Source organism: Bradyrhizobium sp. ORS 278, from assembly GCF_000026145.1.
Classification (GTDB): Bacteria; Pseudomonadota; Alphaproteobacteria; order Rhizobiales; family Xanthobacteraceae; genus Bradyrhizobium.
The window spans coordinates 3,049,671-3,062,272 of record NC_009445.1 but is presented as its reverse complement, the minus strand read 5'-3'; the positions used below and the strand labels follow the sequence as shown (position 1 = coordinate 3,062,272).

Annotated in this window: 15 protein-coding genes; 6 read left to right on the top strand and 9 right to left on the bottom strand. The window is 65.1% G+C overall.

Translation table 11 applies throughout. From position 1 onward, the window contains the following. Positions 1–3 precede the first annotated feature (3 nt). The 6 genes from BRADO_RS13415 to BRADO_RS13390 form a co-directional block, all read right to left on the bottom strand. A complete protein-coding gene (locus BRADO_RS13415; RefSeq protein WP_006612353.1) occupies positions 4–327 on the bottom strand; it encodes an XdhC family protein in 324 nt (107 codons plus the stop codon). A gap of 22 nt (positions 328–349) precedes the next feature. Continuing rightward, a complete protein-coding gene (locus BRADO_RS13410; protein WP_011925870.1) occupies positions 350–1,555 on the bottom strand; it encodes a VWA domain-containing protein in 1,206 nt (401 codons plus the stop codon). Between the two features lie 167 nt (positions 1,556–1,722). After that, positions 1,723–2,631, bottom strand: a complete 909-nt coding sequence (locus tag BRADO_RS13405; protein WP_011925869.1) for a MoxR family ATPase — start codon at positions 2,629–2,631, stop codon at positions 1,723–1,725. Between the two features lie 22 nt (positions 2,632–2,653). Continuing rightward, the gene (locus BRADO_RS13400) at positions 2,654–3,511 is read right to left on the bottom strand and encodes a xanthine dehydrogenase family protein subunit M (RefSeq protein ID WP_011925868.1); all 858 of its coding nucleotides are present in this window, start codon (positions 3,509–3,511) and stop codon (positions 2,654–2,656) included. A gap of 49 nt (positions 3,512–3,560) precedes the next feature. Beyond that, positions 3,561–4,046: a (2Fe-2S)-binding protein gene (locus BRADO_RS13395; protein WP_006612357.1), complete on the bottom strand. Its 486-nt coding sequence runs from the start codon at positions 4,044–4,046 to the stop codon at positions 3,561–3,563. A 145-nt stretch (positions 4,047–4,191) separates the two neighbouring features. Continuing rightward, positions 4,192–4,638, bottom strand: coding sequence for a carbon monoxide dehydrogenase subunit G (locus tag BRADO_RS13390; protein WP_006612358.1), 447 nt, complete (start codon positions 4,636–4,638; stop codon positions 4,192–4,194). A 233-nt stretch (positions 4,639–4,871) separates the two neighbouring features. On the opposite strand from BRADO_RS13390, the gene pcaD reads away from it, so the two are divergent. Continuing rightward, positions 4,872–5,654: a 3-oxoadipate enol-lactonase gene (pcaD, locus tag BRADO_RS13385; protein WP_011925867.1), complete on the top strand. Its 783-nt coding sequence runs from the start codon at positions 4,872–4,874 to the stop codon at positions 5,652–5,654. A gap of 37 nt (positions 5,655–5,691) precedes the next feature. On the opposite strand, the gene BRADO_RS13380 is transcribed toward pcaD, so the two are convergent. Both BRADO_RS13380 and BRADO_RS35405 read right to left on the bottom strand, forming a co-directional pair. After that, positions 5,692–6,240, bottom strand: a complete 549-nt coding sequence (locus tag BRADO_RS13380; protein WP_011925866.1) for a hypothetical protein — start codon at positions 6,238–6,240, stop codon at positions 5,692–5,694. Positions 6,241–6,397: 157 nt separating this feature from the next. Further along, positions 6,398–6,547 (bottom strand): hypothetical protein, encoded by a 150-nt coding sequence (locus BRADO_RS35405; protein WP_173363500.1) that lies wholly within the window; start codon positions 6,545–6,547, stop codon positions 6,398–6,400. A 309-nt stretch (positions 6,548–6,856) separates the two neighbouring features. Here BRADO_RS35405 and BRADO_RS13375 point away from each other — a divergent pair, with 309 nt between their 5' ends. The 5 genes from BRADO_RS13375 (at position 6,857) to BRADO_RS13355 (ending at position 11,961) form a co-directional block, all read left to right on the top strand. After that, on the top strand, positions 6,857–7,774 hold the full coding sequence (locus BRADO_RS13375; protein WP_011925864.1) for a branched-chain amino acid ABC transporter permease: 918 nt from the start codon (positions 6,857–6,859) through the stop codon (positions 7,772–7,774). A gap of 13 nt (positions 7,775–7,787) precedes the next feature. Next, complete coding sequence (livM, locus tag BRADO_RS13370) at positions 7,788–9,128, top strand: high-affinity branched-chain amino acid ABC transporter permease LivM (RefSeq protein ID WP_011925863.1); 1,341 nt, start codon at positions 7,788–7,790, stop codon at positions 9,126–9,128. After that, positions 9,125–9,958, top strand: a complete 834-nt coding sequence (locus BRADO_RS13365; protein WP_011925862.1) for an ABC transporter ATP-binding protein — start codon at positions 9,125–9,127, stop codon at positions 9,956–9,958. The genes livM and BRADO_RS13365 overlap by 4 nt, the downstream gene beginning before the upstream one ends. Next, positions 9,955–10,686, top strand: a complete 732-nt coding sequence (locus BRADO_RS13360) for an ABC transporter ATP-binding protein (protein ID WP_011925861.1) — start codon at positions 9,955–9,957, stop codon at positions 10,684–10,686. The genes BRADO_RS13365 and BRADO_RS13360 overlap by 4 nt, the downstream gene beginning before the upstream one ends. A 156-nt stretch (positions 10,687–10,842) precedes the next feature. Continuing rightward, a complete protein-coding gene (locus BRADO_RS13355; RefSeq protein WP_011925860.1) occupies positions 10,843–11,961 on the top strand; it encodes a branched-chain amino acid ABC transporter substrate-binding protein in 1,119 nt (372 codons plus the stop codon). 139 nt (positions 11,962–12,100) lie between these two features. Here BRADO_RS13355 and BRADO_RS13350 read toward each other — a convergent pair whose 3' ends face one another. Next, positions 12,101–12,502: a response regulator gene (locus BRADO_RS13350; RefSeq protein WP_011925859.1), complete on the bottom strand. Its 402-nt coding sequence runs from the start codon at positions 12,500–12,502 to the stop codon at positions 12,101–12,103. Between the last annotated feature and the right edge of the window lie 100 nt (positions 12,503–12,602).

The following is a 12,602-nucleotide window of genomic DNA, read 5'->3' as shown; positions in this document are numbered from 1 at the left end:
CGATCAACCCACCTTCTCGACGAACACGCGGATGGTGCCGCCGCACGACAGCCCGACATTCCAGGCGGTCTCGTCTGCGACGCCGAACTCGAGCATCTTCGGCTGGCCGCTGGAGATCACGTCCAGCGCCTCGGTGACCACGGCGCCTTCAACGCAGCCGCCCGACACCGAGCCTAGGAATGTGCCCTCGTCGTTGATCACGAGGTTGGAGCCGACCGGTCGCGGCGCCGAGCCCCAGGTTTCGACCACCGTGGCCAGCGCCACGCCGTGTCCGCCCTTGTGCCAGTCCTCGGCGGCCTTGAGGATGTCTTCGTCGCGGTTGAGCATGGCTCTCTCCTTGTCGGATTGATCAGGCGGCGGGCCGGATCGCGCTGCGGCTATGCGGCGGCAGCGGCGCCGACAGCGCCGAGATCAGCGCCTCGATCGACGTCAAGTTATGTACCGGGCGGAATTCGTCAACGTGGGGCAGCATGGTTTTGATGCCCTGCGCCTTGGCCTCGAAGCCGGAATAGCGCAAGAGCGGGTTCAGCCAGATCAGCCGGCGGCAGGAGCGGTGCAGCCGGTCCATCTCGAAGGCGAGCTTGCTGTCGGCCTCGCGCTCCAGCCCGTCGGAGATCAGGAGCACGATGGCGCCCTGCCCGAGCACGCGCCGCGCCCATTGCTTGTTGAAGGTCTCCAGCGAGGTGGCGATCCTGGTGCCGCCGGCCCAGTCCTCGACATTGGCCGAGCAGCTCGCCAGCGCCTCGTCGGGATCGCGCTGCCGCAGCGCGCGCGTCACGTTGGTCAGGCGGGTGCCGAACAGGAACACCGACACGCGCTTGCGGGCGTCAGTGATGGCGTGGAGGAAATGCAGGAATAGCCGCGTGTACTCGCTCATCGAGCCGGAGATGTCGAGCAGCGCCACGATCGGTGCCGGCTTCTCGATTCTTCCCAGGCGATGGAAGTTGATGATCTCGCCCTCGGTGCGCAGCGCCTGGCGCAGGGTCTTGCGCATGTCGATGCGGTGGCCGCGCGGATCGGCGGTGTAGCGGCGGGTCTTCAGCTCCGCCTGCGGAAGCCGCATCTTGGCGATGGCGCGCGCGACCTCGGCGATCTCTGCCGCGCTCATCTGCGCAAAATCCTTCTTCTGCAGCACCTCGCGGTCGGACACCGACAGCCGCAGGTCCTGCTCCTGCGCCTTCGGCTCCTCATGCATCTGCGGCTGCGACATCGCCTCCTGGACGCGGCGCGAGGCCGGCGGCGGCTTCTTCTTGGCGTGGTCCGGCAGCGGCACCGAATCGAGCATCGACTTCCATTCCTCGGCGGGGCGGAAGAACAGGTCGAAGGCCTGGGCGAAGATCAGCGCGTGCTCGTGGCGCTTGACGAAGATCGATTCCAGCGTGGTGAAGACGTCGGGCCGCTTGCCGATGTCGATGGCTTCGAGCGCGGTCATGGCGTCGATCACGGCGCCGGGACCGACCGGAAGGCCCGCGGCACGGAGCGCGCGCGCAAAACCCGCAATGTTATCGGCGATGCCGCCAGTCGGCGGCGCCAGGTGATTGATGCTGGTGGGCATGTGTTGACCCTCGTCGTTCCCGGCATGCCCACAACTATGTTCGTCATTCCGGGTCGCGCGAAGCGCGAGCCCGGAAGCCATACGCACGATCGTGGTAATGGTTTCCGGTCCTGCGTGCTGCGCACGCATCCCGGAATGACGACCGTCATTGTCGGCACCAGCGTGAACTACGTCTCGCTGGTCGCGTCCTTGATCACCTTGTTCAGCGCATCACCCTGCATGCGGGCGATGTCATCCTGATATTTCAACAACGCCCCTAGCGTGTCGCCGACCACCTCGGCATTCAACGAGCGCGCGTCGAGCTCGGTCAGCGCGGTGGCCCAGTCGAGCGTCTCGGCGACGCCGGGCGACTTGTAGAAGTCCTGGTCGCGCAGTGTCTGCACGAAGCGCACGATCTGCTGCGAGAGCCGCTGCGAGATGCCTGGCAGCCGCGTCTTGACGATGGCGAGCTCGCGCTCGGCGGAGGGATAGTCGACCCAATGATACAGGCAGCGCCGCTTCAGCGCGTCGTGAATCTCGCGGGTGCGGTTGGAGGTGATGATGACGATCGGCGGATGCGGCGCCTTAACGGTGCCGAACTCGGGGATCGTGACCTGGAAGTCGGAGAGGATTTCGAGCAGATAAGCCTCGAAGGCCTCGTCGGCACGGTCTAGCTCGTCGATCAGAAGCACCGGGGCGCCCGCCACATCAGGCTCCAGCGCCTGCAGCAGCGGGCGCTTGATCAGATAGCGGTCGGCGAAAATGTCCGACGACAACTGATCGCGGTCGACGTCGCCACCGGCCTCCGCCAGCCGGATCGCGATCATCTGCGCGGCCGAATTCCACTCGTAGACGGCGGAGGCAACATCGAGACCCTCGTAGCATTGCAGGCGGATCAGCTTCCGGCCGAGTGCCGCGGACAGCACCTTCGCGATCTCGGTCTTGCCGACGCCGGCCTCGCCTTCGAGGAACAGCGGCCGGCCCATGCGCAGCGACAGATAGGTCACCGTCGCCAGCGATCGCTCGGCCAGATAGCCGCGCGACGACAACAATTCGAGCATTGCATCGACGGATGCTGGCAGAGCCGGATCACTCATGGCGAGACCGCTTCCTTCGACGTCACGACGCCGGCGCGTCGGGCTCGGCGGCTCCGTCCGACGCCGTCGAGGCCTTGGCCCCGGCATTGGCGGCATCGACCGCGCGGCGCGCGAGCACGCCGATCAGATGGGCGCGATATTCGGCGCTGCCGTGGATATCGGTGTTGAGGCCCTCGGCCGAGACCGGGATGCCTTCCAGCACCTTGGGCGAGAAGCGCTTCTGCAACGCCTCCTCGAACGCGGTCACGCGGAACACGCCGTTGGCGCCAGCACCGGTGACGGCGACGCGCACGTCCGACGGACGGCGCGCGACGAACACGCCGACCAGCGCGTAGCGCGAGGCCTGGTTGCGGAATTTCACATAGGCCGCCTTCTTCGCCAGAGGGAAGCTCACTTTGGTGATGATCTCGTCCGGCTCGAGCGCCGTCGTGAACAGACCCTGGAAGAACTCCTCGGCCTTGAGCTTGCGCTTGTTGGTGACGATCGTCGCGCCGAGCGCGAGGCACGCCGCGGGATAATCCGCTGTCGGATCGTTGTTGGCGATCGAGCCGCCGATGGTGCCGCGATGCCGCACGGCGGGATCGCCGATCAGGCCGGCGAGATGCGCCAGCGCGGGGATCGCCTCGCCAACGGTGGCGGAGTTCGCCACTTCAGCGTGGCGCGCCATGGCGCCGATCACGAGGTTGCGGCCCTTGACCTCGATCGTGTCGAGGCCTTCGACGTGCGAGAGGTCGACGAGAGCCGGCGGGCTGGCAAGCCGCTGCTTCATGACCGGCACCAGCGTGTGGCCGCCGGCGACCAGCTTGGCGTCCTCGTTCTTGGTGAGGAGATTGGCGGCCTGGCGCACGGTGGCCGGCCGGTGATATTTGAATTCGTACATGGGAGAATATCCTGCGTGCGGCGGGAGCGACTGAGGCGATGTCCGACGTTTAGGCGAGGTCTGACTTCGCCATCGCCTTGGCGCCGGCGGCAATGGACTGCACGATGTTCTGATAACCGGTGCAGCGGCAGAGGTTGCCCTCTAGCTCCTCGCGAATCGTCTCCTCGCTGAGCTCATGGCCCTTGCGGTGGACGAGATCGACCGCGGTCATGATCATGCCGGGCGTGCAGAAGCCGCACTGCAGGCCATGATGCTCGCGAAAAGCCTCCTGCATCGGATGCAGCGGCGCGCCGTCGGCGGCGAGCCCCTCGATCGTGCGGACCTCATGGCCGTCGGCCATTACCGCCAGCGTCGTGCAGGACTTCACCGCCTTGCCGTCAAGATGGACCACGCAGGCGCCGCATTGCGAGGTGTCGCAGCCGACATGGGTGCCGGTGAGGCGCAGATTTTCGCGCAGGAACTGCACGAGCAGCGTCCGCGGGTCGACATTCGCCGTGACGGGATTACCGTTCACAATCATGGAAATCTTGGCCATTCAGGACTCTCTATATTCCGCGCACAGCGTTGCACTGCAGCGCAGCCCAGCAAAAATCGGTCGAAAACCATCATATTGACGCTCCCGGCGGCGGGCAACCTCGCCACCGGCGGCGCATGGGTCCGTTGCAATCAGCCTTGATCCATCATCCTTGGACGGCCTTTGCGAAGTTCGCGAAGAATTCGTCGGCGAGCTTTTTCGCGGCGCCGTTGATCAGGCGCTGGCCGAGCTGCGCCAGCTTGCCGCCGATCTGCGCGTCGACATTGTAGCTCAGCAGCGTGCCGCCATCCTTCTCCGCCAGACCGACGACCGCGCCGCCCTTGGCGAATCCGGCCACGCCGCCCTCGCCCTCGCCGGAGATCTTGTAGCCGTTCGGCGGATCGAGATCGCTCAAGGTGACCTTGCCCTTGAAGCGCGCGGAGACCGGTCCGACCTTCATTTTCGCGACGGCGCGGAAGCCGCCATCCTCGGTCTTCTCAAGCTCCTCGCAGCCGGGAATGCAGGCCTTGAGCACCTCAGGATCGTTCAGCTTGGCCCAGACGGCCTCTCGCGGAGCCGCCAGCTGGACCTCGCCCGTCATCGTCATTGCCATATGCATCTCCCCCCGATTGGCGCGGTTAGAGGCATTCAAGTAAAGCACCAAACGCCCAAAAGGAAGGGCGAGCAGCGCCGTCAAGCGTTGCAGAATCGCTGGAGCACCGCAGCATTCCGGGTCTCGTGACCCACCGGTTTTGGTTGGCAGACGGCGGCCGCAATGGTTAGTTCGCCATCAAATCTGCACGATTCCTGCGGCGGTGGCCGCCTCCTGCGACAAGGATTGCGCCCATGCCGATGATCGATGCCGACGGTTGCCTGCTGAACGTCACCGTCGAGGGCCGCGACGGCGGGCCGACCCTGATGCTGTCGAATTCGCTCGGCTCGACCTTGCAGATGTGGGAGCCGCAGATGCGTGCTTTCACGCAGGTGTTCCGCGTCATCCGCTATGACCGGCGCGGCCATGGCAAATCGCAGGTCCCGCCGGGGCCCTATTCGATCGAGCGATGCGGCCGCGACGCGCTGGCGATCCTCGATGACCTCAACATCGAGAAGGTGCATTGGTGCGGCGTGTCGATGGGCGGCATGGTCGGCCAGTGGCTCGCGGCGCACGCGCCCGAGCGGATCGGCAAGGTCGTCCTCGCCAACACCACTTGCTATTACCCTGATCCGGCGATCTGGGACGCGCGGATCAAGGCGGTCCGGGACAGCGGCCTCGCGGGCATCGCCGATACCATCATTGCCGGCTGGCTGACACAGGAGTTCCGCGATCGTCATCCGGATGTCGCCGAGCGGATGAAGGCGATGCTGGTGGCCACTCCGGTCGAAGGCTATCTCGCCTGCTGCGAGGCGCTGCGCGCCCTGGACCTGCGCGACGATCTGTCGAACGTCAAGAGCCCGACGCTGGTCGTTGCCGGCCGCTACGACAAGTCCACGCCGATCTCGATGGCGGAAGCGATTCGCAGCAGGATCGCAGGCGCGAGCCTGACGATCGTGGATGCGGCGCACATCTCCAATGTCGAGGCGGCCGGTCCCTTCAACGACGCCGTGCTCGGCTTTCTCACGCAGCGTTGACGCTGGTCAGCGCGACATCATAACGCAGGAATGGTGATCAGGCGTTGGCGCCTGCGGCCGTCGCGGGCGTGACTTCGGGCTCCGCCGGCTCGACCGGAGCCGCCACGGACGACGGCGAGACCGGCTTCTCGACGAGCATGACGATGGCTGTTCCGAGCAGCATCAACAATTCGGTGGCGTGCAGGCGCAACGCCTGCGTCTCACCGACCTTCGCCGCCATGATCATGCTGAAGAAGGTGAGCACGCTGCCGAGGCCGAGCCCGATCGACAGAGCCTCGACGTAGCCCGCCACCTTCCGCACCCGCGGGACGAGGATCAAGACCACGAACATCGCGAAGAACCCTGCCACCGTCAGCCGCGCCAGCGCCAGCAGCCAGGCCGCGCGGACCGTCTCGATGCCGGAGAGGTGCAGGTGGTCGCTGATGAACAGGGCCACCGCGATGTTCGGCCGCGCGAACAGCGCCTGGATCGGCGAGACCATGATCTGCAAGGCGATCAGAGTCCAGGCGGGCACGAAATAGAGCGCCAGCAGGACGCCATTGACGCAGCTGAGCCGCCAGTTCCTGATGACGCAGTTCTTGATCATCTCTCGCCCGCCTTTGCATCCCACGCCCGCCCGTCCGGCGAGTTCCAGACGAGCTAACGCGCGACAAATGCAGCGGGCAATTTAAACCCTTTGTTTACCTTAACGGGCGCTCCAAGGACGGCAGGCGGGGTGGCTCCTGATGGCTCCTAAAGACCGTTCAGCCTCCTCGCTCCTGGCCCTGGGGATCAGGCCGCTGCGGTTCAACTCCCTGCCCCTGGTCCTGGCGGATCGGCTTGCCGCCGGTCTGCCCCTGCTGATTCTGTCCAGGGTTCTGGTGACCCTGGTTCTTGTCGGTCAGTCCGGTCATGCGTCTCTCCCTCGCGAGTGGCCAGACAACCAATGCGGGAACCCTCTGATGCGTTGCCTCTAACGATGTCTTTCAGACCCTCAGGCAGGGACGGATCGTCCGGCGAAACCTAGGCAATGGAACCCGCCATCAAAGCAGGCGGGATAAGCTCTCAAATGCGGCACTGCACGCTGTTGCGGCAGACGGTTCCTAGCTGTTAGTACTGCCCGACGCGCCGTCTGCGGCCGCGGGTGCCGGAAGATACCGCCCCCGTCCGCCAGGCCCCCGCCGCGTTGCGAACGAGTATCGACAGTCTCGAAACGGCAGTTCATGGATTATTTCGCGCAGCAGCTCATCAACGGCCTCGTGCTCGGCTCGATCTACGGCCTGATCGCCATCGGCTACACCATGGTCTACGGCATCGTCGGCATGATCAATTTTGCCCATGGCGACGTCTTCATGATCGGCGGCTTCATCGCGCTGATCTCGTTCCTGGTGCTGGTGTCCATCGGACTGACCGCGGTTCCGGTAATCCTGCTGATCGTGCTGCTGGTGTCGATGGCGATCACCGCGCTGTATGGCTGGACCATCGAGCGGATCGCCTATCGTCCGCTGCGCCATTCCTTCCGCCTGGCGCCGATGCTGTCGGCGATCGGCATGTCATTCGTGCTGACCAACTTCTCGCAGGTGTCGCAGGGCGCGCGCGTCAAGCCGGTCCCGCCGATCATCACCGGCGGCTATACGCTGCATGAGGGCGACAGTGGCTTCGTCGTGCAGCTCTCCAACATCCAGATCGTCGTCGTGGTCACCACGATCGTGCTCCTCGGCCTGTTCACCTGGCTGGTGTCACGCACCCGGCTTGGGCGCGATATGCGCGCCTGCGAGCAGGACCAGACGATGGCGGCGCTGCTCGGCGTCGACGTCGATCGTACGATCTCGATGACCTTTGTGATCGGCGCGGCGCTCGCCGCCGTCGCCGGGATGATGTACCTGCTCTATTACGGCCTGGTCGATTTCTTCATGGGCTTCGTTGCCGGCATCAAGGCGTTCACCGCGGCCGTGCTCGGCGGCATCGGCTCGCTGCCTGGCGCGATGCTTGGCGGCCTCGCGATCGGCTTGATCGAGACATTCTGGTCGGCCTACTTCTCGGTCGAGTACAAGGACGTCGCGGCGTTCTCGATCCTGATCGTGGTGCTGATCTTCCTGCCGACCGGCCTCCTGGGCCGTCCCGAAGTCGAAAAAGTCTGACGACGGAGCCCGTGTGAGCGCGTCCCTTCCACCCTCTTCGCCTGTCCCATCGAATGGCTCCGAGCCCGTCGGAGCCGCCTTCATCCTCAGGAAGGCTGTCCTCAGCGCGCTGGTCGCGCTCGGCCTGTTCTCGCTGATGGTCGGCGTCCGCACCGAGGCCGGCCAGAGCGGCCAGCTCGAATACTGGACCCGCTTCGGCGAGCTCGCCAGCCTCGTCGGCGCGGTGTTCGTTGGCTCGATCGTGGTCGAGCTGTTGCGGCTCTGGCTCGGCCCGCGCGGCGGCCTCGGCAGCTTCGTTCCCGCGTCGGTGCAGAGCGGCCTGTCCGTTGCGGGGCGCTATCTCGCACCGGCGCTACTGATCTTCACCTTTCTCGTGCCGGTGATCTTCTACAATCAGCGCTACATTCTCGACCTCGGCATCCTCGTCCTCACCTATGTGATGCTGGGCTGGGGCCTCAACGTCGTGGTCGGCCTCGCCGGCCTGCTCGATCTCGGCTACGTCGCGTTCTACGCGGTCGGCGCCTATTCCTACGGTTTGCTGTCGACAACCTTCGGCCTGTCGTTCTGGATCTGCCTGCCGCTCGCCGGCATCCTTGCCGCGTTCTGGGGCGTGCTGCTCGGCTTCCCCGTGCTGCGGCTGCGCGGCGATTACCTCGCCATCGTCACGCTCGCCTTCGGCGAAATCATCCGTCTGGTGCTGATCAACTGGCAGGAGGTGACGGGCGGCCCCAATGGCGTCTCCGGCATTCCGCGCCCGACCCTGTTCGGCATCCCGTTGACTCCCGGCGAAGGCGGCCTTGCGTCGATGCTCGGCATTCCGTTCTCGCCGACGCATCGCATCGTGTTCCTGTTCTACTTGATCCTGGCGCTGGCGCTGCTGACCAACTGGGTGACGATCAGGCTGCGCCGGCTGCCGATCGGCCGCGCCTGGGAAGCGCTGCGCGAGGATGAGGTCGCCTGCCGCGCGCTCGGCATCAACATCACCACGACCAAGCTGACGGCGTTCGCCACCGGCGCGATGTTTGGCGGCTTCGCCGGCGCCTTCTTCGCCACGCGGCAGGGCTTCATCAGCCCCGAGTCCTTCACGTTCCAAGAGTCAGCGCTGGTGCTGGCGATCGTCGTGCTCGGCGGCATGGGCTCGCAGCTCGGTGTGGCGCTGGCCGCGCTCGCCATGATCGGTGGCTTCGAGCTGTTCCGAAGCCTCGAGGTCTACCGCATGCTGGTGTTCGGTCTCGCCATGGTGCTGGTGATGATCTGGCGCCCGCGCGGCATCGTCGGCCATCGCGCGCCGACCGTGTTCCTGGAAAAATCCAAGAGCATCTCCTCGGACCTCGTCAAGGAAGGCCACGGATGAGCTCCGCTCCCATCCTCGCGCTCGAGAATCTCACCATGCGTTTCGGCGGCATCGTCGCCGTCAACGCGCTGTCGTTCACCGCCCAGCGCAAGCAGATCACGGCGCTGATCGGCCCCAACGGCGCCGGCAAGACCACTGTCTTCAACTGCATCACGGGCTTCTACAAGCCGACCTCCGGCGTGATCCGCCTGACGCATGACGACGGCACGCAATTCGAGATGCAGAAGCTGAAGGACTTCAACATCTCCAAGCAGGCCAAGGTCGCGCGCACCTTCCAGAACATCCGGCTGTTTCCCGGCATGACGGCGCTCGAGAACCTGATGGTGGCGCAGCACAACGCCCTGATGCGCGCCTCCGGTCTGACATTGATCGGGCTGCTCGGCCTGCCATCCTGGCGCGCGGCCGAGCAGAGCGCGATCGACAATGCGGTGTTCTGGCTGAAGCGCGTCGGCCTGATCGACCGCGCCGACGACGCCGCCGGCAATCTCGCTTATGGCGATCAGCGCCGTCTCGAGATCGCGCGCGCGATGTGCACCGGGCCTGCCCTGCTCTGCCTCGACGAGCCGGCCGCCGGCCTCAACGCCCGCGAAAGCGCGGCGTTGAGCGAGCTGCTTCTCTCGATCCGCAGCGACCACGCCACATCGATCCTGCTGATCGAGCACGACATGAGCGTGGTGATGGAGATCTCCGACCGCGTCGTGGTGATGGACTATGGCGTCAAGATCGCCGAGGGAACGCCGCGCGAGATCCGCGACGATCCGAAGGTGATCGCCGCCTATCTCGGCACCGACGAGGAAGAAGCCGCAGCCGTGATGGAGGCCGAGGCGTGAGTGCATCCCTGCTCGCGATCCGTAGCCTGCGCGCCTCCTACGGCAAGATCGAAGCGCTGAAGGGCGTCGACCTCGACATCAAGGCCGGCGAAATCGTCGCGCTGATCGGCGCCAACGGCGCCGGCAAGTCGACGCTGATGATGTCGATCTTCGGCCGCCCGCGCGCGAGCTCAGGCCATATCGTCTATGACGGTCATGACATCACCCAGGTGCCGACGCATCTGATCGCACGGCTCAAGATCGCCCAGTCGCCCGAAGGCCGCCGCATCTTCCCGCGGATGAGCGTTGCGGAAAATCTGCAGATGGGCGCCGATGCCGGCGACACCACGGAGGCGCAGCGGGCCGACACGCTGGAGCGCGTGTTCGCGCTGTTCCCGCGGCTGAAGGAGCGCATCGATCAGCGCGGCGGCACGCTGTCCGGCGGCGAGCAGCAGATGCTGGCGATTGGACGCGCGTTGATGAGCCGCCCCCGTCTGCTGCTGCTCGACGAGCCCTCGCTCGGCCTGGCGCCGCTGATCGCGCGACAGATTTTTGACGCCATCCGGACGCTGAATCGCCAGGATGGATTGACCGTCCTGATCGTCGAGCAGAACGCCAATCATGCGTTGAAGCTCGCCCATCGCGGCTACGTGCTGGTGAACGGCATGATCACCCTGTCGGGCACCGGGACCGAGTTGCTGCAGCGCCCCGAGATCCGCGCGGCCTATCTGGAGGGCGGCCGCCACTGAGGCGGGCCCTCGAATTCCAGACCGGTTTTGCCTTAGCCCTTCGTCGGTCTGCCCGAAAAATGCCGGTGACTTCGGCGGAAAATCAGCCACAATGCGCGCGGTCTGCGGCCCGCCATTCGGGCCATTTCCATGTCGACCTACCCGCGAGGATTTCTCATGAAACCACTCAAACTCATTGGTCTGGCCCTGGGCGCCACGCTTGCGCTCTCGACCGCGGCCTACGCCGAAGACATCACCATCGCCGTGGCCGGCCCGATGACCGGCGGCGAGTCGGCCTTCGGCCGCCAGATGCAGAACGGCGCCGAGATGGCGATCGCCGATCTCAATGCCGCCGGCGGCGTGCTCGGCAAGAAGCTCGCGCTGCAGGTGGGTGACGATGCCTGCGATCCGAAGCAGGCCCGCTCGGTCGCCGAGAAGCTCGCCGGCTCCGGCATTCCGTTCGTCGCCGGCCATTTCTGCTCGTCGTCATCGATCCCGGCCTCGGAGGCCTATGCCGACAGCAACGTGCTGCAGATCACCCCGGCTTCGACCAACCCGCTGTTCACCGAGCGCAAGCTGTGGAACGTCGCCCGCGTCTGCGGCCGTGACGATCAGCAGGGCCTCGTCGCCGCCAACTACATCGCGAAGAACTTCAAGGGCAAGAACATCGCGATCCTCAACGACAAGACCACCTACGGCAAGGGTCTCGCCGACGAAACCAAGAAGGCGCTCAACAAGGCCGGCGTCACCGAGAAGATGTTCGAGTCGTACAACAAGGGCGACAAGGACTTCAACGCGATCGTGTCGCGCCTGAAGCGTGAGAACATCGACCTCGTCTATGTCGGCGGCTATCATCAGGAAGCCGGTCTGATCCTGCGCCAGATGCGCGACCAGGGCCTGAAGACGATCCTGATGGCGGGCGACGCCATGAACGACAAGGAGTTCGCCTCCATCACCGGTCCGGCCGCTGAGGGCACCCTCTTCACCTTCGGCCCCGAGCCGCGCAACAAGCCGACCGCGAAGGCGATCGTCGAGAAGTTCAAGGCCAAGAACATCGACCCCGAAGGCTACACCCTCTACACCTACGCCGCGATCCAGGTCTGGTCGCAGGCGGTGAAGAAGGCCAACACCACCGACGCCAAGAAGGTGATGGACACCATCAAGGCGGGCGAGTGGGACACCGTGCTCGGCAAGCTCGGCTTCGACGCCAAGGGCGACATCAAGCAGATCGACTACGTCGTCTACAAGTGGGACGCCAAGGGCGGCTACGCCGAGCTCGGCGGCGGCAAGTCCTGATCAGGTCCGCTGATTGCGGTTACGTCAAATGCAAACGCCCCGGTCATGGACCGGGGCGTTCTGTTTTGACTTTGGCGATGCGGACACCGACGTCCGCGTCGCGATCTCAGCGCGTGCAGTGCAGCGGCCACTCAGCCGGTTAACCGGCGCAGGCCGACAGCGCCGCCGCTGCTCTGCCCTCGACGGCCGTACGGGCCATTTCGACCGCGTTCATCAATTCGCCCGGCCGGAACGGCTTCTGCAAATAGACCACCCGCGTGAGTTCGTCCGACATCGCCGCCCCGTCAAACGCGCTCATGCCGGAGACGGCCACGACCGGCACGTCGGGAACCAGTCGCCGCATCTCGCTGACCAGATCAAGACCGTTGGATTCCTCCAGATAGATGTCGACAATCACGACGTCGAACGTCTGAGCGCGGAACAATTTGAGACCGTCCGGAGCGGTTCCCGCTTCGACGACCTCGAACTGATTGACGCGCAGCACCATGCTGATCATGGCGCGCACGTCCTTCTGATCGTCCACCACCAGCACCCGTGGCATACAATTCTCCAGAAATTTTTCGTTGGACAGCCTACAACATAAAAGGAAATCAGCTACAACTAATGGTATATTACGCGCGTTTCGGTAAAGGTGCAGTTAC